The organism is Cesiribacter sp. SM1, assembly GCF_020178975.1.
GTDB lineage: Bacteria > Bacteroidota > Bacteroidia > Cytophagales > Cyclobacteriaceae > Cesiribacter.
Genome location: NZ_JAHXBU010000094.1, coordinates 290,962 through 310,046 on the forward strand (window position 1 = coordinate 290,962; position 19,085 = coordinate 310,046).

Consider the following 19,085-nt stretch of genomic DNA (forward strand, 5'->3'; position numbering starts at 1 on the left):
CCAAACCACTATCCGTAATGCTGGCAGAAGGCTCACCCATTGCAGTGCGCAGGGGCAGCAGGATATAGACTCTGACTTCGGTACATACAGGCAGCTGCTAAAGCTTTAGCTTTTTGTATTTCCAGCTACCTTTCCTGAACCAGAAGAAAGCAATGCCGGCAGCAATAAGGTTGGAAACCGGGAAAGCCCACCAGAGTCCGTTATACGATAGAGACGTATTGTGTGAAAGTACATAGGCCACCGGGAAACGCACCACCCACAACGAAAAAACAGAAACCAGCATAGAGGCAAGCGTGTAGCCTGAGCCATTAAATACGCCGTTTACTACCTGCTGCACGCCCAGTAAACCAAAGCTGGGAGCCATAATTTTGATAAAGTTAGACCCGTTTTCAATTACTTTATCTTCGCCCGGCACAAAGAAGGCTGTGAGAGGCTCTGCCAGCAGGAACATTAATAAACCGATAATGGTAAGCCCGAAAAAAGCTACCCGCTGGCTCAGGCGGCCTACATGCGCCGCCTGCTTCACCTGGCCGGCACCCATATATTGCCCCACCAGCGTAGTAGTAGCTGCAGCCAGCCCCAGCGAGGGTATGATCACAAAACTTAAAATACGTGCACCAATGCCATAGGAGGCTACGATAATACTGCCAAAGCTGGTTACCAGCGTTACCAGAATGGCCATGCCCAGGGCCCGCGTCGACATTTCAAGGCTGGCAGGCACGCCTATCCTGATCAGCTCCCTCACCCAGGTGAAATCAAACTTGAAATCTTTCAGGTGCAGCTTAATGCCAAACCTGCCGGAAGCCATGATCCAGATGCCTGCCACTGCCGAAAGCCCCTGGGTAAACACACTGGCCATTGCCGCCCCGGCAACGCCCATGGCAGGTGCAGGACCCCAGCCGTAAATAAACAGCGGATCCAGCACCAGGTTCAGCAATACAGTTGTAAGCACCACATACATAGGAATGGCCACATTGCCAATGCCACGCATGAGCGACTGGAAAACAAAGTAAATAAAGAGGAACACAAAGCCCAGGGAAGAGACTTTAAAGTAGCTGACAGAATCCTCCAGGATTGTATCTTCTGCCCCAATGATCTCCATCAGGGGCTGGGCAAAGCTATAGCCAATACCGGCAAGCCCGGCTGAAATAAAGAGCATCACAAAAAGCGTTTGGGCGCTTACATAATCAATCATGCGCTGATCGTTCCTGCCCTTATACTGGGCTGCGAGAATTGAGCCCGCCAGTGTAAGGCCTATGCCCAGGGAAATAATCAGGAACAGGATAGGAAAGCTAATGGAAACCGCCGCCACCGCCCCTGCGCCAATTCTGCCCAGCCAAAAAGTATCGATAAGCTGATAAGCCGTTTGTAATATATTGGCCAACACTATTGGCCCCGAGAGGCGGAGCAACCTGTTCAGTACTGTTGGCCCGCCTCCCTTTGCATTTTCTTCCCTCATATCTAAAAATATACCTCGTTCGCTGGCCACCTGTTGCTACTTGCCCGCTACAATCAGAAGGGGAGTCTGGGTCAGCATTCGGGTTTATGTTCATGTTTATACCTGCCGCACGCTACTTTGGTTTAGCTATCAGCAACTTTCTCCGGATGCACCAAAGAAAAAATGTATCGGCACAGACATAAAAAAAGAAAAGCCATAGTGTTCTTTCGAACCATGGCTTTTCTTTTCTATAAGTATCAGACCAGGCTTATTTTCTGTGCCGATAGCCTGTTTTATCTAAGGGCGGCGGCTACGCTCGCTATTACTGCGCTGCATAGGGTTTGTACCGGAGCTACCACGTGGCGCCTGCTGCTGTTTGAACAGTTCAAAGCGGCTGGGGCGGTCCTGAGCTGGCCAGTAGTTATTGTCTTCGTCCACATCGGCTGTTTCGCGCCATGGATCAAGTACAATGGTTTCTACAGGCTTACTCCTGGCAAATACCTTGGTAACCTTGTTTTCGTTTTGGCGCCAGATTTCAGCAGGGATGTATTGTACCTCATTGGTGCCGTCGGCATAATTCCACTGAATTACAATTGGCATTACCAGGCCACCATTGTTGCGGAAGGTCAATTCATAGAAGTGCCATTTTGCATCAAGTATGGCAAGCTCTTCTTTGCTTAGAGACTTGCGGTACTGCTCGTAAGATGCTATGTCCTGCTTGCTTACTGCAAACTCGTTGTAGCTGTTGTAGAAATCGCGCAGGGCAGGGTTGTTCTCTACTGCCGTTTTAGGTACCGATTTTTCGTTACGGGTACGGGCAATGTGGTTAGCATTCCGCTGGTCCAGCTCCTGCTTCAGCACATTTTCTACACGGGGATCCTGCGTATTCATCTGGAAGTACTTCACATCATCCAGCGCTATATCTACGTGATCGGTCGTGTAGAACCAGCCTTTCCAGTACCAGTCCAGGTCTACACCTGAGGCGTCTTCCATGGTGCGGAAGAAATCTTCTGGGGTAGGATGCTTAAAGGCCCAGCGCTGGGCGTAGGTTTTAAATGCAAAATCGAACAGCTCACGGCCCATTACCGTCTCACGCAGAATGTTAAGGGCTGTAGCAGGTTTGCCATAGGCATTATTGCCAAACTGCAGCACCTGCTCGGAGTTAGTCATGATGGGGCGCTGGGTATCTTTGGCACTATTCATGTAAGGCACAATTTTGTGTGCAGGGCCACGGCTGCTGGGGTAATCGCGCTGCCACTCCTGCTCTGCCAGAAACTGCACAAAGGTATTCAGGCCTTCGTCCATCCAGGTCCACTGGCGCTCATCAGAGTTAACAATCATCGGGAAGAAGTTATGCCCTACTTCGTGGATGATTACGGAGATCATTCCATATTTAATACGCTCGCTGTAGGTACCATCTTTTGCAGGTCTGCCATAGTTAAAGCAGATCATGGGGTACTCCATACCATTGCTGGCCTCTACAGAAATAGCCACCGGGTAGGGATAAGGAACAGTATACTTGCTGTAAACACGCAGGGTGTGCGCCACAGCTTCGGTAGAGTACTGCTCATACAGCGGGTTGGCTTCTTTTGGGTAGTAGCTCATGGCCATTACCGTTTTGCCACCAACCTCTACGCCCATAGCATCCCATATATATTTGCGGCTGCTGCCAAAGGCAAAGTCACGCACACTATCGGCATGGTATACCCATGTTTTGGTGTCTTTTGCCTTAGTTTTCTCTTTCTTCTCCGCATCTTTCTGGCTTACAATAATTACCGGCTTAGAAGATGTTCTGGCTTTTGCAAACAGCTGCTGCTGCTCTTTAGTCAGCACCTCTTCAGGGTTTTGCAACACGCCTGTTGCAGCTATAATATGGTCTGATGGCACCGTAATGCGCACCTTGTAGTTACCAAAAGGCAGTGCAAACTCACCTCTGCCCAGGAACTGCTTGTGCTGCCAGCCCTGAAAATCGGAATACACAGCCATGCGTGGAAACCACTGGGCAATGGTGTAGAGGTAATTGCCATCTTCAGGGAAGTACTCATAACCACCACGGTCGCTCAGTATGCCGCGGTCGTTAATATTGTACCACCATTCTACATTAAAGCTCATTTTTTCACCTGGCTTCAGGGGCTTGGCAAGGTCTACACGCATCATGGTTTTGTTAATGGTGTAAGGGAGCTCGCTGCCGTTGGCTTCGGTTACTTTCTGAATCTTGAAACCACCATCGAAACCATAGCCAATAATGCTGCGCAGGCTGCCTATGGTCATTTTATCTTCTATGCTGTTGGTTTCTGTACTGTACGTGTCAGAACTGATGGCCCGCATGTTCTGATCTAGCTGCAGCCAGAGGTAGTGCAGATCATCCGGCGAATTGTTGTAGTAGGTAATGGTTTCCTTACCGGTAATTCGCTGGGTATCGTCGTGCAGGGTAACTTCAATATCGTAATCGGCACGCTGCTGCCAGTACTGGTGGCCAGGTGCACCAGAAGCGGTGCGGTAAACATTAGGGGAGCGCAGCTCACTGTCGAGCTGCTCAAATTTTCTTTTGTACACATTCTCTTCCTGTTGCTCCTGCGCAAATGCCGTGAGGCTTGCACTCATCACCAGGGCAAGAACAGCCCATCTTTTTATCATATCAGTTTGTATAATAATTCGCAATAACCAATTTAGTAACGAAAAACAGATTACCAAATTTTATTTTGGAGCATGAGCATAAAAGCCATGCCTACAATGGTAGCCGATACCCCCAGGGTCCATTCCCGCTTGCTTACACCGGCTACTACCACAATAAGGCCGGCAACCAGTAAAAAGAACAACACAATTACCACCTGGCCCAGCTCTATTCCAAGGTTGTAAGCCAGTAGCGGCTCAACCACTGAGGCCCTTCGGCCTACCATCGCCACCAGTTCTCTGGCCAGACCCAGGCCGTGTATCAGGCCAAAAGTAAAGGCATAAAAATAATTTAGATGGATTTTGCTGGCTGGAGAAGAAAAATCGGGCTGCCGGCGAAAAACATTACTGGCAGCTGTGATAAGAATGGTAACCGGAATCAGAAACTCTACCCAGGCAGCATTTGCCCTGAAAACATCAAAAGCAGACAGTGCCAATGTTACCGAATGCCCCAGGGTAAAGGCAGTTACTAAAATCAGCACTTTTCTCCAGTCACGTAGCGTATACAAGGCACTAAGTGCAAGAATGAATAAAATATGATCTAAGGCCCTGAAATTTAAAATATGCCCAACTCCCAGCTGAAAGTACATTTGAAAAGTACTCATACACCAAACTCGTATTTTTAAAAGGAATTTGCAAAATTACGGCTTTCGCGGAATTTCAGTACTTATTTTCTGTGTTAAAGTTAAGTTTGGTCCTGATTTTGCAAATAAAGGCTATATGATACTCAATTACCTGTTTCTCCTGATTGTTGGCTGGTTTCATCCTTTGCACCTTAGCGTAAGCGAAGTGGTGCTGAACCCTAAAAGCGGCAGCCTGGAAATTTCTCATCGCATTTTTCTGGACGACCTGGAGGCAGACCTGCAGGAGCGCTATGGAAATCAAATTGACCTGATAAACCCATCGGACCCTGCGCTTGTGCAGGAGCTGGTGGGCAGTTATTTAAACCAGCATTTCAGGCTACAGGTAAACGGAAAAGCTGTGCAGGCCCAATACCTGGGCTTTGAGGTGGAAGAAGATGCCATCTGGGCTTATATGGAAGTACCTAAGGTAAGGCAGCTCAGCAGCATTAATGTGCACAACAGCCTTTTCTTTAAGCGCTTTAACGACCAGGTAAACCTTGTAAATGTAAAAGTGGGCAGTAAGATCCAGAGCATGCGTCTGCAAACTGATAATGACAACGGCACTCTTAAGTGGTAGCCGCTACTCTTCTTCATCAACACCAGCAACATTGGCAAATATGGCCTGGGCAAGTTCCTGCCACTGCCTGCCATCGTGGCGCAGCAGCGTAAGGCCCTGCACCTGCCAGTCAGCCTTAAACTCCTTTTCCCTGTACTCCTCCCATGCTTCCTTAAATCGCTCTTTCTTCAAGTCCCTGAAAGCAAGCGTTATGTGCGGATGGAAGGGTTTTTTCTTATAATCAGCATTGAATACATTGAAACCACGCTTCATAAGTTCGTGCACATCTGACTGCAGGCGGCTTAGCGTAGCGTTGGGTACTACGTGCAGAAACAGCACCCTGGGCGGAAAAGCCCCATAACCGTCTATATCGATGTTGAAAGATTTGTAGCCTTCCGCCAACTCCTGCAGCGATGCGATCACTGCTTTCTCCCGGTTTTGCTTAAGCTCAAATGGCATGTGCAGGGTAATGTGAGCAGGAGAGTTCAGCGAAGCTTTGCTACCGTAGGTATCGCGCATGTGCTCCTTAAGGGCCCAGGCTTCCGAGCGGAGGGGCTCAGCGGGTACTAGCGCTATGAAGTATAAATTTTCTTGAACCGGCATGGTAAATTTTACGCCCTTTGGTAAATAAGGGTTATAGAAAAAGCCACCCTTTTTGGGGTGGCCTGTACTGCTTTGCTTAGCGCACTTATTTGATGCCTGTAAGCAGCTTTATAAGTCAAGTTCTTGTTGCTTATAGAAAGAAGCTGATCCCCAAAGATACATTATTGAAATTTGGGCCTACCTGAACGGTTTCGTTAGGATCACTCTTCGTATCTGCATATTTACCTTTTATGCCAGCTGTAGTACGGCTGTATTGCAGCAGGTTAGCCTGAAAGTCAATTCCCACATGTTCTCCTACACGGATTGTAACACCTGGTGCCAGCGATGCAGTAAAAGCGCGGTTTCTGAAATCTGACCCGGCAAGATCATCGCCTCCTGAGCGCCCCCAGCCAAAGCCCAGTGAGCCCTGCATATAAAAGCCTGCCCATTCATTCAAAGAAAAGTACTTTCTTCCATAAGGAGCAAGGGTAAACATATCTTGAGCACTTTTACCTGACAGATCAGTGTCATTGATAAAAGCTGAATGCATATACGATACCTGCATACCCGCCTCAAAGTCGTCTGCCAGAAATGTACCTATTCTTGGAGAGATAGTTACAGTTTTTGCAGTTGCGGTTGCCGAACCATAGTAACCCAGATAGTCAACCTGATCTTTACTGTAAGAAAAGCTTCCTCCCAACACAGTTGTTCCAGCACTAAACTGAGCATAAGCGCTGCTGGTAAAGCCAATAGTAGCCACCAGGGCAGCAAACAACATCTTTTTCATCTTCTAATTTATAAGTAGTTTGATGCTGCAAGTAACCATCAATTAACAATACAAAATAAACCGCAAGTGCGTAAAAACGGTGGCACGTAAGGTTGTTGTTCTATTTAAAGCCAATTTCAATGATGCCACTTTAAAAAAATTATCCCGGCAACAACAACTGGTACATTGTTATTACCGGGATAAACAAACAGACAAACTGCCTGCCTTAGATCAGCATTAATTTCCTAACAGGTAAATCACAGACAGTGTAAGGAATTTATTACGTTCCTTTTCATTTGCGTCCATTTCATTGTAAATATCTTTCCAGACAAGTGTATATCTGGCGTCAACTAAAAAGTTTTTACCAGCTACCGGAAGCATAACACCACCACCAAAGGAGGCACCTACTTCAAAGCGGTTTGCATGTTCTTTACTTACCTCTACAAAATCTTCTGTTTCAATTTGGTCGTATTCCTTTACAAACTTTACTTCCAGATCGTAAGCAAAGGGCTGGGTAACTTCATTTTCGGTGTAGTTTCCTTTTCCTTCATACCTGCCACTTAGCCAGTAGCTGAGTGTAGGTCCGGCGTTTACATAGGCTTTTACAACGCTGCCAAAAGTGCCTCTTAGCAACAGTGGCATGTCAATATAATTAGTCTTGAAGGTTTCCTCTTCTGTACCGTTCATAGTTGAGGTACCCAAATCATACTTGTACCCTTTTTGTGAAAAGGAAATTTCAGGCGCAAAAGAAAGCATCTTCGTAAACCTGATATTAGAAGCAACACCAACATTTAAACCTGCAGCATATCCTATTCCATCTTCTACTTTATTCTCCCTTTCTCCAAGGTTCATGGTGGCAACATTCACACCCACTTTAGGCCCAATCTGTATCTGAGCCTGCGCCAGTGCGGCTGTTCCAGCCAGCACCAACGTTAGAAACACCTTTTTCATTTGATTATTGTTGAGAAGTTTGATCCTACAATAATAGGCTTAAACTACCATCAATAGTACAGGTGTGTAAGAAGAATAATAATATTACAAAAAATCAATTCTGTACAATTGGGGCAGGCTCAACAAAATACAGATGAAGCGCGCTTCCGCTCTTTTAGCTGGTACACAGGCAAATGCACTTATTAAAATCAGTAGCTGTGGATACGCTGGTGGTGTACAAAAAAATTAAATAGCTGTTGTTAAAATTCTTCGAATAATGTCTCATCCACATTTTCCGAAACATTGATATCAGTGATCTGGCGCTCACCCCTGTTTTCGGAAAGCAGGATGTTGCCATGCTGCTGGTAGTCCTGCCAGGGCGACATAAAATTAGGCGTATCCATGGCTGCATTTTCATAATAGGCCCAGGCCTTTACCAGGCTATCAGCAGGGTCTATGTACACCCTGTACTTATTCTGAGGTGTATAGCCAACTTCTTTAAAACGCAGCTCCAATACTTCGGCCTCTTTCCCTCCTGCCAGTGTATCTTTACCAGCATAGGTAAGGGTTACGCCGCTGTCTTTTAGCTTATAAGGCATAACAAGCCAGTAGCTGTCGTTTACCCAGATCTGCCTGCCCTTGTCTATCCACTCCTTACGCTCCTGCTCGTCGGTTATTTCCCGGCCCCCAACCTGCACCCGGCCCTGCTCATCATTTACGTTTATCAGGTATGTATTATTTTCTTTGGGCACTTCTATACGTACCCTGCCAGTGTGCTTATCCCACAACAGCTTACGGTTGCCAAAGAAATTCCAGCCAATGTAACGGGTATTATCCCAGGCTTCACGACCACCCTGTGCCTTCATCACGGCATCGGCCCAAACAATGGCAAGGCTGTCAGAACCTTCACGGTCAAAACCTTCGGCAGCAGGGTTGTTCCCTCCTGCCCGGTTTGCCATGTTACTATTGGAGTCACCACAGGATAATAAAGCGAGTGGGAGAATGAGGTACATCAGCTTTTTCATGGGTAAAAGCTACAAAAATTGCTGCATATCACAGCAAAGGCTCATTCCTTTCTTAATCTAAATCTGGAGACTATAAACTGCCTGTCGGTTCTTTAAAAAGCTCTCTCCAGCTCCTGCGGCCTTTCTCTGTAAGGTATGGATAAAGCAACGCCATGCACATACGGGCATAATAAGCTGCTTTTTCATCTTCAGGGCCTTTGTATAGCAGCGCTGCCTCAGAGAGCCAGAAATCACTGATGCAATAGAGCTGGGGTAAAATATAACGATCATAATGTCCGCTCTCCGGCTCCGACATTAGCTCACCCACCTGCACCAGCGCCTGCAGGATAAATGAATATTCCTGGCGGCGGTGGTCATAATTTTGCCTGAACTGCTCCAGGATTGTCGGGTACTTCCGCAGCATGTGTACAAGGTCCAGCATAATAAACTGGTAGCGCTGCTGAATCTGGTAGCTGTTCAGCAGGGCTTCCCAAATTAGCTCCAGCCATAGCTTGGGCTGCGGAGTTTCTTCTATCTTAGCATTCAATTCTTTTATTAGTCTGTTGAGCAGTCCCTGCACAAGACTATCCCGATTTGGGAAATGGTAGGTAAGATTACCCACACTCATGCGTGCCCCGGCTGCTACTGCACGCATGCTTACCGAGGCTATTCCCTTATTATTAAATAAGGTCAGGGCTGTGTCCAAAATCCTGTCTTGAGTACTCATAATCACTAATATACAAAAAAATCAAGCCACTAGTACCTTAGTACTAAATATCATATTTAGTACTAAGGTACTACAGGAATAGTCAATGCTTCTGCGAAACTTTGTTGCCAGGCTGGCAGCTGCTCATTAGGTAAACAATTTTGTGTAACTGGAGCAAGGGTACAGCCAGGTATTTTAAGAAAATGAACCTCCTCTACCCTTAAACCAAAAGCAAATAAATCTGCAGGTCAGTATATAGCAAAAGCCATTGCCGTGCTGTAAATTGTGGACCATGAGCACCGATTATCTTCCGGTAAAGCATCAAGAAGCGAACCTCCCCGGCACCAGTCTGCGCAGGATCCGGTCTGTGCAGAATTACCTGGGAGAATTTGTTTACGGAGGTATTGATGGCTCAGTTACCACCTTTGCAGTAGTAGCAGGTGCTGCCGGTGGTGGTCTGGGTGCAGATGTAATTCTGATACTGGGCTTTGCCAACCTTATTGCCGATGGTTTTGCCATGAGTGTAGGCAGCTACCTTAGCAAAAAAAGCGAACAGGATAATTACAGCCTGCATGAGCGTACCGAGTACTGGGAAATAAATCATATGCCGGAACAGGAGCGCGAGGAGGTGCGTGAGATCATGCAGGCTAAAGGATTCAAAGGTGAGCTGCTGGAGAAAGTAGTGGAGGTGATTACCGCCGATAAAGACCGCTGGGTTGACCTGATGATGAAAGAAGAACTGGGGATGATGCGTGAAACCAAGTCTCCCCTGGCCATGGGCGCTGTTACTTTTGCCTCTTTTGTGCTGGTGGGGCTTATTCCGCTAATTACATATCTGGTTGAATTTTCTGGTACACGCCTGCAGGCAGATCCTTTCTGGCTGGCCTCCTTTCTCACAGCGCTTGCGTTTATAGGTATTGGCTACCTCAAGAGCTATGTTACCCAAACAAACCACTGGCGGGCAATGCTGGAGACCCTATTACTAGGCGGCGCAGCTGCAATGCTGGCCTACTACGTTGGCTCTCTGCTGGAGGGCTTCCTGGGATGAACCAGGGGTGAAGCTCCTAACGCTTCACCCGTGCATTTTTAACTTTACCTTCTCCTTTCTGCAGGTTATATACAAAGCCATTGATAATGGCATAGTGCACTTTATCTCCCTTAAGCAATACAAAATCAGCGGGTTCGTCCATACCAAATCCAGTTGCTGTTTTTGGCAGCTGCAGGTTAATGGGCAATGAACTGTACTCCATATCTTCAGGTATGTTGCTTAGCATTACACTGGTGTAGCCGTCTTTCAATAACTTCTCTACGCCGTACAACTGCAGCTGCTGCATATCTTCGAAGGCAAAAGGATATACTTTACCGGCTTGTAGCCGCAGGCCTTTGGCATTCAGTTCTTCAAAGCCCTGAAAAACCGACAGATCTCCCAGGTCTTCTATGGAAGATTCGTAGTAAAAGAGAGGCTGATTTGGCTGCCGTAGCTCGGGCTGCCCCAGCTCGGGCTGCCCCAGCTCAGGCTGCCCCAGCTCAGGCTGCCGCAGTTCTCTCTCATTTCTGTCGATGCCTACATCCGCCGTATATAGGAAACCATCTTTTTCAAGCTGTGCATTGCGCACCACCAAATCATAGAAGAAGCGGGCATTTTCCGGTATTTTATCATAATCAATAATACTTTCCTGCTGCCAGGAGCCGGTAGCAATGCTCTGAAAAGCAGCAAGCAATGCCACAAAGTTAAGCTTTCGGATTTCCTGCTTTTCCGGATCGCCGGGATAGCCACCAGATTCAATTAAAATGGTGCTGGTGCCCCAGCGTTGCATGTTTTCTCCAAAAGCCCGGGGTTCAAAATCGTCGTTCCATTTGGCTACTCCGCGCGGAATAAAAGGCTGCAGCACTTCATTTAGCTTTACCACCATTTGCATGGCCGGGCGGCGCACGTTGTCAACAGTGCCGGCATCATCAACCGGAGGTGCCAGGAGTGCAATGGTGGCAGCAGGTCCTTTTGGGCCTGCCGCATAACGGGGGTTCTGGTCGTGCAGGTTAAAGCCCCAGTCGGCCTGCAGGCTGTCACGAATATTTTTAAGCAGCTGGCTTTCGGGAGAGGCCAGGCGCTGGGCATCACGGTTAAGGTCTATATCCAGGGCATTGCGCCGCTGGTATCTTGCTGCTCCATCGGGATTGAGCATGGGCAAAAAATAGAGCGTGGTATTTTGCAGAATATTTTGCCGCAGCGAATCAAAGACATCGTCTTCATCACTCTGAAAAAAATTAAACAGATCGATAATGGCAGCCGTGGCAGTAGGCTCATCGCCATGCATCTGCGACCACAACAGCACTTTCTTGGGCCCCCACCCTAATTTCACCAGGTAAATCGGCCGGCCCTCTACCGATTCTCCAGCTTTGGTAACTGTAAAGCGGCTATCGTTCTCCAGTTCTTTAATCAGCACCTCTAACTCCGATGACGTAAACCTTCGGTGGCTAAGGCGTTCTTCTTTAAAGTTATCGTACTGCTGATAAAGTATCTGCCACACGTTTGGAACGGACTGTTCTTTCAGGGGAACACAGTTTGTCATAAGTAACAAGTATAGCAAAAAAGAGAAGTAAGCATACTTTCGCATAAAATAGAGAAATAGAATAATTAGGCCTTTTTAAGCTAATTATGTATTATACTGCCTGCTTTAACTGATGGTTCATCTACAGAGGGAGTATCAGCCTGAATTATATAAAACAGCTTGTACAAAAGCATAGGCCAGGCAGCAGAACAGCACTGATGCACCAGCCGCCAGATAATGCTTTGTATGCGCTGATAAAGTTATCGATTCTCTATCTAAAAACTATACACAGCTAAATCCTTCTATGGAACACTTTGGGTTTTGGTCGCTGCTGCCACCTGTTATTGCCATTATACTGGCCATCAGAACACGGCAGGTGTACCTATCGCTGCTCACAGGCATTTTTCTGGGCTGGGTAATTCTTAGCGGCGGCAACCCCATTACAGGCTTTTTTGCCACCCTGCAGGGGCTGGTGGCTGTTTTTCAGGAACCCTCCAATACCCGCACCATTCTCTTCAGTGCATTGGTAGGCGCCCTGATTGCCTTTGTACAACGCTCGGGCGGAGTGGCCGGTTTTGTGCTGCGGCTGGATGCCTGGCTACAAAAAAAGGCAGACAACAATGCCTCTGGCTCAGGTATTCGCAAGCGTGTGGAAGGGCTGGCTTTCCTCAGCGGCATGCTGATATTTGTAGAATCAAGCATTTCCGTTTTAACGGTGGGTGCCTTGTTCAGGCCGGTATTCGACCGGCTTAAAATCTCCAGGGAAAAACTGGCCTACCTGGCCGATACCTCCTCAGCACCATCCTGCATTCTGATTCCATTTAATGCCTGGGGGGCCTATATTATGGGTCTGCTTGCCCTGCAGGGCTTTGATCGGCCGTTTGCAACACTGGTACAGGCTTTCCCCTGGAACTTTTACCCCATACTGGCCGTGCTGCTGGCTGTGGTGCTTATTGTAACGGGCCGCGATTTTGGCCCCATGCACAGAGCAGAAAAAAGAGCCAGGGAAACCGGCCAGGTGCTTAGCCCCGATGCTAAGCCCCTGCTCTCTGCCGAGGTAACAGCACTGGAAGCCAAGCCTGGGGTGCCCCCCCGCATGCGCAACATGCTGCTGCCTATAGTACTGATGGTACTCTTAATGCCCCTGATGCTGGCCTACACCGGCTGGGATGCTGTAGAAGAACCAGGTGTAAGCCTGGGCCGGCACATACTCTTGTCTATTGGCCAGGGATCCGGCTCTTCGGCAGTGCTTTACTCTATCAGCATTACCCTTTTATTTTCCATGCTGCTTTACAGAGCACAGGGCATTCTTAAAACCGGCGAGCTGATCGACTTAACCCTGCGTGGCATATCAGACCTGATGCCGCTGGCGCTGCTGATGCTGCTGGCCTTTGCCATAGGCAATGTGTGTAATGCGCTGGGCACCGGCCTTTATGCGGCCGAGGCGGTTAAAGGCTGGCTAAACCCGGCCCTGGTACCGGCCATTGTGTTTGTTGTGAGCAGTTTTATTGCCTTTTCAACAGGTACATCCTGGGGCACCTTTGCCATTATGATCTCCATAGCCATTCCTATGGCCCAGAACCTTGGCTCTCCGCTGCCCCTTACCCTGGCTGCAGCCCTGGGTGGCGGCGTATTTGGCGATCACTGCTCTCCTATTTCCGATACCAGTATACTGGCATCTATGGCATCGGCCTCCGACCACATCGACCACGTACGCACACAACTGCCCTATGCACTAGCAGCCGCTGCAGTAGCGCTGGCCTTGTACCTGGTATCTGGCTGGATGATGGTGTAATAGGTATCGGGTATCAGGTATGGGTACAGGGTATGAGGTACAGAAGACGGGCTGCCTGTTCCTATCTGGTTACAGGCATCCATAGCAGGAGGTGCTAAGCTGTTTATAGAGCCTCTACAGCAACAAACCAAGACTCCTTACCTGACACCTCCTCTACACCAACACGAATTCTACGAAGAAAATGGAGCCTTCGCCCAGCTCGCTGTCGCAGCCAATGCTGCCCCCCATGGCTTCTACGTAACGTTTGGCAATAGAAAGGCCAAGGCCTGTAGATTCTTCGCCACCGGTTGGCCGGGCTGTTAAGGTCTGAAATTTGCTGAACAGGCGCCTCTGATCTCTTTTGCTGATGCCCGGCCCCTGGTCTTTGACTTCTATACGGGCTACATCGCCATCCTCATACAGCATCACCTGCACCTGTGAGCCCGGCGGCGAAAATTTAAGCGCATTGCTGATCAGGTTTTCAAGAATCTGTATCGTATAATTTCTGTCAATCTCTATCTCAAGCGTATTTTCCGGCAGCACCAGCTGTAGTGCAATGTTTTTGTTAGCAGCCTGTATCCTGAAATTAGTTACCACATCTTCCAGGAGAATTTCCATATCAACCATCTCAAGATTCAGCGCTATCTCCTGGGAGTCCATGGCATTGGTATTCAGGATACGGGCAATCATATCACTTAAGCGATCTGATGATTTAAGGCTAAGATCCAGGAACTGCTGCTGATCGGCAGTAAGCTTTTCCGACGCCAGCTTAATCAGGTTTAGCATGCCCCTGATCTGGTTCAGAGGACTACGCAAATCATGGGCAACAATGTTTACCAGCTCATCTTTTTCCTCATTGAGCAACTGCAGCTCCTTATTTTTTTCTTCCAGAATTTTCTGCTGCACCTTAAGTTCTCCGGTACGTTCTTCTATCCGCTGCTCCATTTGAGTATAGAGCAGGGCATTTTCCAGCGCTACCGCTATTTGCCCCGATAAAAGCCTGAGCAGCTGCAGCTGCGTTGTTGTAAAAGCACCGGTTGTTAAAGTATTGTGCAGGTAAATAATGCCCAACACCCGTTGCTGCCTTATTACGGGAAAGCACAGCACCGAGCGAATGTAGCGAATGGCTACCACGGCATCGGCAGCAAAACGTTTATCGTTCTGCGCATCCGACAGTACCAGTTCTTCTTTGATCCGAAATGTTAAATTGATGATGGAAGAAGGCAGCTCATTGTACTCCTCCACGGGCAGGCCAGCCAAAAATTCCACCTCCTGCTGCCCTGCCCTGCCTTTTGCCACTACCTCCAGGCTGTCGTCCCGGTTAATGAGTACATAGCCTTCCTGTGCACCTGCCTGCTGAAGTACAATATTCAACAGGTTTTCAAGCATTTTGTCGAGCCTCATTTCGCTCGATAGCGCCGTAGCAGCTTTCAGCAGGCTCTCTACATTTAATGCTTTATTCAACACAGCAGAAAGCCCGCCTGCCTGATCCGCAGTCAGGGACTGAAGTGCCGGGTACTGCCTGAGCATCTGGCTTGTCTTTGCTTTGGCACCCCACTGCAGGTAGGCCTTATACGCCTTTAGCAGATAATCATTGGCGGTTTCCTCTTTATCCTGAGCCATAAACGATTGCCCGGCAAGTTCAAGCGCCAGGGCTTTTTCCTGCAGGTATCTGTGCTCCTGAGCACCCTGCACTGCATTTTCATACTCAGTGCGGGCGCCAGGGTAATCTCCTTTTATCCGGGAAACTTCTGCCTGCAGCAGGTTGTACTTATGCCTGAAGTTCATGGGCGCATTTCGTGCCCACTTTTCCATGCTGTTCCTGGCTTTTTTTAATCTTGCTAAGGCTTTTTTCTGCTCTGCCGGGGGCAGATGCTGATACCTGGCCGCCTGCAGAAGCCCATCGTAAAAAACATAAGCCGGCAATACAGCCGAGCCCATCACATTTTCACTTTTATCGGCCAGAAAGTCGCTGTATTCCTGTGCCATGCTGTACTGGCCTGATAAGTACGCCAGTATAAGCTTCTGGAGATAAAGGTAGTAAACGCCTGTTTTGCTGCTTTCTCTAAAGGCGGGGCTAACCACCTCCCTTTCATCAAAAACAGCTCCCTGCAGCTTTACCGACAGCTCACCCTCCTGCATCAGGTTCAGCACTGCCTGATGAAAAAGCTGCGTTTGCTGATAGAGCAGCTCTTGTTTTAACTGCAGTATGTTCTGGCTGAAAAGCTCCATTTTTGCAGCCAGCTGCGGCAGGGGCTCACCGGCCAGGTAACCATGGGTGCACTGAATCATTAAACCTGAGGCGGCAAATTCAAGGTCTCCATTTTTAAGGCCCGACTCGTATGCCGCTTTTGCTATTTCCAGCGAATTGCGGAGCGGGTTTATCCAGAAATCAAGAAAAGCCGCTATAACCACATAGGTTTTAGCTACAGCAGCCTCAGCATGCAGCGATTCCAGCAAGTCTGCAGCCAGCCTGCCATAAGCATAGCCCGTTTGCACCTTATTGAACAAAGCGGTTTGTAATACTCCGTACCCACTGTAGGCGGGAATTGAGGCAATGGTGTTACCATATTTTATAGACAATTGCACCAGTTTGCACACAAACACAGGAAACAGCATAGGTGCAGAGCGGGATACTGCAGCACCTACACTGCCCATAATTTGCATAATGGCAAGGGCTTTTGGATCCGTCATGCGGGGTAAGGATGACAGCTTATGAATGCCTTTTCGCTTAAGCACCCATTCGGTTTTTAGCAGGCTGGCTACTATTGCTGCCTTGCCTGGTTTCCGCGGCAGCTTTACGCCCAGTTCTGCTAAAATCGACATAGCCGTATCTACAGCAGCCCGACCTTCATTTCTGGCAATAAGGGATTGTATTTTAGTATCAACCGCCCTTGCTTTATCCAACACATGTTGTGCGTGCTGCTCAACCTGCTGAAAACAGATTTCGAGCTGATCGAAAGCGCCGGCTAAATATGCGGCATAGGCTGCTTCTGTATACAGATCCAGCGTAAGCCTATAATTGCTCTGCCAGCAGTGCTGCGGCAAGAGCGCCAGACCATCCTGAAAGTACTTAAGCGCTACACCATAGCCGGTAGCACCCATTGCTTTAAGGCCAGCCCGAAGGTTTAGCGCTGCCAGCTTAAGCTGTTCTGCCCCATCTAGCAGCTGTTGTGCCAGGCTTAAATGCGTTACAACATCAAACAGCACTTCATCATTATCCTCCAGCTTAGCCAGGAGCAGCCCGCCAATCTGATGGTGAACATGCAGCCTGTGCTCATCGCCCAGGGTAGAATAAACAGCCTGAAGCAAACGATCGTGCAGAAAGCGATACATAGTATCTTTATCACCTGCTTCTGTTGCTATTTCTGTTATGATGTAGCCTTCCTCAACAGCTTTTTTTAATACTGCCTGCGGGTACTCCACCAGGTCGCCTACCAGTTCAATGATCAGGCCCTGGCTAAAGCGCTTACCAATGCAGGCTGCAATTACCAGCATGGCCTGTGTTTCTTTATCCAGCTGGTTAAAGCGGGATATCATCAGGCTTAGTACGTTTTCCGTCTGGGGCAGCTGCTGAATTCCGCTGATGTTCCAATGCCACCTGTCTGCCGGCACAGCTCCTTTTACTGCTTTATTATACACCAGCCCTGCCTGAAAAGCTGTGCGTAAAAACTGGGTCAGAAACAGCGGATTTCCTTTGGTTTTGGCAAAGAGTACATTGGCCAGCTCTTCAGTGTCGCCGGGGCTTTCCTGAAAGGTTTCGGCCAGAAATTTGTTTACTTCAGCTAAATTAAGATTTGACAGCTCCATTTCCAGCCTGCCAAACCCCGGCTTTTTATTCTGAAGCAAAGAGATAAGCGGATGGTCCTGCCCTACTTCTTCCTTGCGGTATATCCCCAGAAAAAGGAAGCAGGTAAACTCCTCATCTGAAAACAGCTCCTGCAGCAGGTTAAAGGTTGCGCTATCAGCCCACTGCAAATCATCCAGCTGAAAAACCAGCGGGTGCGCCTCGTCTGCAAGTGCTTTTATAAAGTTTATAAGCACAGCATGAAAACGGTACTGCGCCTCCGGCCCCTCCAGCTGGGCAACTGCAGTTGGCTGGCTGCCCATCAGCAGGTTCAGGTGCGGAATAAGGCCTGAAAGAATTTTAACTTCTTTCCCAACGGCCTCCCTTACTTTCTCCCGCCAGTAGATCAGTTCTTCATCTTTTCGGGTAAGCCAGATTTCAATAAGTCCTCCCAGGGCCTGAATAAGCCCATCATAAGGTTTGTTGGCAGAAAGCAACTCAAACTTGCCTTTGGCAATACTGGCTTTTTCCTGTTTAGCCCAGGCATGTACCTGCTCTGCCAATGTTGTTTTACCTATACCTGCATGGCCACTTATCCACACCTGTTCTGCCGCGCCCCTGTTAATACGCTGCCAGACCTGGCGAAGCAGCCTGATCTCGTGCTCACGGCCAAAAAGAGGTAAAGGAAACTGCAGCCGTGGCGCAGCATCGAAGCGGGCAAGGCTAAAAACCGGAATCTCCCCCTTCTGTCCCAGCAGGGCTGTACATTGCTCCAGATCGGCCTGTACACCCGCAGCAGACTGGTAGCGGGCTTCGGGTGCCTTGGTTAGCAGTTTGTGTATGATCTGAGCTATAGTAGCCGGTACCTCTGGATTTACCTGCAAAAGGAAAGGCGGCGCTACCGCCAGATGCGCATGAATAAGCGCCTGTGGATTGTTGCAGAGGTCCCGGAAGGGAAGGCTTTCCCCGAAAAGCTCATAGAGTACAACACCCAGGCTGTACAGATCGGCACGCTCATCGGCATTATTAGTTACATTTCCGCTTAGCTCCGGGGCCATATAGGGTAAAGCCAGGCTTTGGGGCAGATCAGAGCCGTGCACTTCTTTAGGAATGGGGCTGGCAAGCTTAAAATCCAGAAGAGTCGTAGACAGGGTGTCGGGCTGTACAATTATATTTTCGCTGCAGAAGTTTCCATGCAGCAGCCCCCTTTTGTGCAGCACATCCAGCAACTGGCACAGGCTAATGGCAATTATAACTTTTTCGGAAAGTGCGGGGCGATGCCGGGCCAGGTACTGCTTCAGGTTCAGGCCTTCCACATAGTGCAAAACCAATGCAGTATGATACTCTATGGTTAGCTTTCCCAGTACAGGGCGTACCTTTTTTGAAGACACCAGGCTTAAACATTGAAACTCATTCTCCAGCTGCCTGACAGTTTCTGTATCTTCCTGATCCCTTACCAGCTTTATGACTACACTATCTCCATAGGCAGGAAGGTCTGTCACATACAGTTGTGTATGTTTGCCGTCGTGTAAAAGAACAGCTCCTTCCAGAAGATCTTTGCCTGCCATTATGGCTTTCTCATCATAAAATGTCTATAAAAATATATAGCAATAACCATACAAAAAAATAACCTACCAAAAAAGAAGGGCAGCTTAAGAGCCAGCCTGTGTACGAAATTGCCCTGAAAATAACCTTTA

The 19,085-nt window shown here is 48.4% G+C and carries 13 protein-coding genes; 3 read left to right on the forward strand and 10 right to left on the reverse strand.

The window, feature by feature from the left end; translation table 11 throughout:
* Positions 1-97 precede the first annotated feature (97 nt).
* From KWJ01_RS25380 to KWJ01_RS25390, 3 genes are all read right to left on the reverse strand, one after another.
* Positions 98-1,459: an MATE family efflux transporter gene (locus KWJ01_RS25380; protein WP_224999940.1), complete on the reverse strand. Its 1,362-nt coding sequence runs from the start codon at positions 1,457-1,459 to the stop codon at positions 98-100.
* A 276-nt stretch (positions 1,460-1,735) separates the two neighbouring features.
* Positions 1,736-4,075 carry a M1 family metallopeptidase gene (locus tag KWJ01_RS25385; RefSeq protein ID WP_224999941.1) on the reverse strand — a complete coding sequence of 780 codons (2,340 nt, stop codon included), beginning with the start codon at positions 4,073-4,075 and terminating at the stop codon, positions 1,736-1,738.
* A gap of 50 nt (positions 4,076-4,125) precedes the next feature.
* Positions 4,126-4,716, reverse strand: coding sequence for a HupE/UreJ family protein (locus KWJ01_RS25390; protein ID WP_224999942.1), 591 nt, complete (start codon positions 4,714-4,716; stop codon positions 4,126-4,128).
* Positions 4,717-4,831: 115 nt separating this feature from the next.
* Between KWJ01_RS25390 and KWJ01_RS25395 the strand changes: the two genes are divergently transcribed.
* Positions 4,832-5,311, forward strand: a complete 480-nt coding sequence (locus tag KWJ01_RS25395) for a DUF6702 family protein (protein ID WP_224999943.1) — start codon at positions 4,832-4,834, stop codon at positions 5,309-5,311.
* A 3-nt stretch (positions 5,312-5,314) separates the two neighbouring features.
* Here the strand turns inward: KWJ01_RS25395 and thpR are convergent, their stop codons facing one another.
* From thpR to KWJ01_RS25420, 5 genes are all read right to left on the reverse strand, one after another.
* Entirely contained in the window at positions 5,315-5,893 is a 579-nt protein-coding gene (thpR, locus tag KWJ01_RS25400; protein ID WP_224999944.1) for an RNA 2',3'-cyclic phosphodiesterase, read from the reverse strand.
* Between the two features lie 130 nt (positions 5,894-6,023).
* The gene (locus KWJ01_RS25405) at positions 6,024-6,659 is read right to left on the reverse strand and encodes an autotransporter outer membrane beta-barrel domain-containing protein (protein WP_224999945.1); all 636 of its coding nucleotides are present in this window, start codon (positions 6,657-6,659) and stop codon (positions 6,024-6,026) included.
* 216 nt (positions 6,660-6,875) lie between these two features.
* The gene (locus KWJ01_RS25410; protein ID WP_224999946.1) at positions 6,876-7,589 is read right to left on the reverse strand and encodes a porin family protein; all 714 of its coding nucleotides are present in this window, start codon (positions 7,587-7,589) and stop codon (positions 6,876-6,878) included.
* A 239-nt stretch (positions 7,590-7,828) separates the two neighbouring features.
* Entirely contained in the window at positions 7,829-8,527 is a 699-nt protein-coding gene (locus KWJ01_RS25415; RefSeq protein ID WP_224999947.1) for a hypothetical protein, read from the reverse strand.
* A 136-nt stretch (positions 8,528-8,663) separates the two neighbouring features.
* A complete protein-coding gene (locus KWJ01_RS25420; RefSeq protein WP_224999948.1) occupies positions 8,664-9,299 on the reverse strand; it encodes a TetR/AcrR family transcriptional regulator in 636 nt (211 codons plus the stop codon).
* A gap of 271 nt (positions 9,300-9,570) precedes the next feature.
* On the opposite strand from KWJ01_RS25420, the gene KWJ01_RS25425 reads away from it, so the two are divergent.
* Positions 9,571-10,326, forward strand: a complete 756-nt coding sequence (locus KWJ01_RS25425; protein ID WP_224999949.1) for a VIT1/CCC1 transporter family protein — start codon at positions 9,571-9,573, stop codon at positions 10,324-10,326.
* A gap of 16 nt (positions 10,327-10,342) precedes the next feature.
* On the opposite strand, the gene KWJ01_RS25430 is transcribed toward KWJ01_RS25425, so the two are convergent.
* Entirely contained in the window at positions 10,343-11,848 is a 1,506-nt protein-coding gene (locus tag KWJ01_RS25430; protein WP_224999950.1) for a M14 family zinc carboxypeptidase, read from the reverse strand.
* A gap of 283 nt (positions 11,849-12,131) precedes the next feature.
* Here KWJ01_RS25430 and KWJ01_RS25435 point away from each other — a divergent pair, with 283 nt between their 5' ends.
* Positions 12,132-13,622, forward strand: a complete 1,491-nt coding sequence (locus KWJ01_RS25435; RefSeq protein ID WP_224999951.1) for a Na+/H+ antiporter NhaC family protein — start codon at positions 12,132-12,134, stop codon at positions 13,620-13,622.
* Between the two features lie 153 nt (positions 13,623-13,775).
* On the opposite strand, the gene KWJ01_RS25440 is transcribed toward KWJ01_RS25435, so the two are convergent.
* The gene (locus KWJ01_RS25440; RefSeq protein ID WP_224999952.1) at positions 13,776-18,956 is read right to left on the reverse strand and encodes an ATP-binding sensor histidine kinase; all 5,181 of its coding nucleotides are present in this window, start codon (positions 18,954-18,956) and stop codon (positions 13,776-13,778) included.
* Between the last annotated feature and the right edge of the window lie 129 nt (positions 18,957-19,085).

Coding starts and splice junctions, on each gene's coding strand:
- KWJ01_RS25380 (WP_224999940.1), bottom strand. CDS start 1,459: ATGAGGGAAGAAAATGCAAAGGGAGGCGGGCCAACAGTACTGAACAGG.
- KWJ01_RS25385 (WP_224999941.1), bottom strand. CDS start 4,075: ATGATAAAAAGATGGGCTGTTCTTGCCCTGGTGATGAGTGCAAGCCTC.
- KWJ01_RS25390 (WP_224999942.1), bottom strand. CDS start 4,716: ATGAGTACTTTTCAAATGTACTTTCAGCTGGGAGTTGGGCATATTTTA.
- KWJ01_RS25395 (WP_224999943.1), top strand. CDS start 4,832: ATGATACTCAATTACCTGTTTCTCCTGATTGTTGGCTGGTTTCATCCT.
- thpR (WP_224999944.1), bottom strand. CDS start 5,893: ATGCCGGTTCAAGAAAATTTATACTTCATAGCGCTAGTACCCGCTGAG.
- KWJ01_RS25405 (WP_224999945.1), bottom strand. CDS start 6,659: ATGAAAAAGATGTTGTTTGCTGCCCTGGTGGCTACTATTGGCTTTACC.
- KWJ01_RS25410 (WP_224999946.1), bottom strand. CDS start 7,589: ATGAAAAAGGTGTTTCTAACGTTGGTGCTGGCTGGAACAGCCGCACTG.
- KWJ01_RS25415 (WP_224999947.1), bottom strand. CDS start 8,527: ATGGCAAACCGGGCAGGAGGGAACAACCCTGCTGCCGAAGGTTTTGAC.
- KWJ01_RS25420 (WP_224999948.1), bottom strand. CDS start 9,299: ATGAGTACTCAAGACAGGATTTTGGACACAGCCCTGACCTTATTTAAT.
- KWJ01_RS25425 (WP_224999949.1), top strand. CDS start 9,571: ATGAGCACCGATTATCTTCCGGTAAAGCATCAAGAAGCGAACCTCCCC.
- KWJ01_RS25430 (WP_224999950.1), bottom strand. CDS start 11,848: ATGACAAACTGTGTTCCCCTGAAAGAACAGTCCGTTCCAAACGTGTGG.
- KWJ01_RS25435 (WP_224999951.1), top strand. CDS start 12,132: ATGGAACACTTTGGGTTTTGGTCGCTGCTGCCACCTGTTATTGCCATT.
- KWJ01_RS25440 (WP_224999952.1), bottom strand. CDS start 18,956: ATGGCAGGCAAAGATCTTCTGGAAGGAGCTGTTCTTTTACACGACGGC.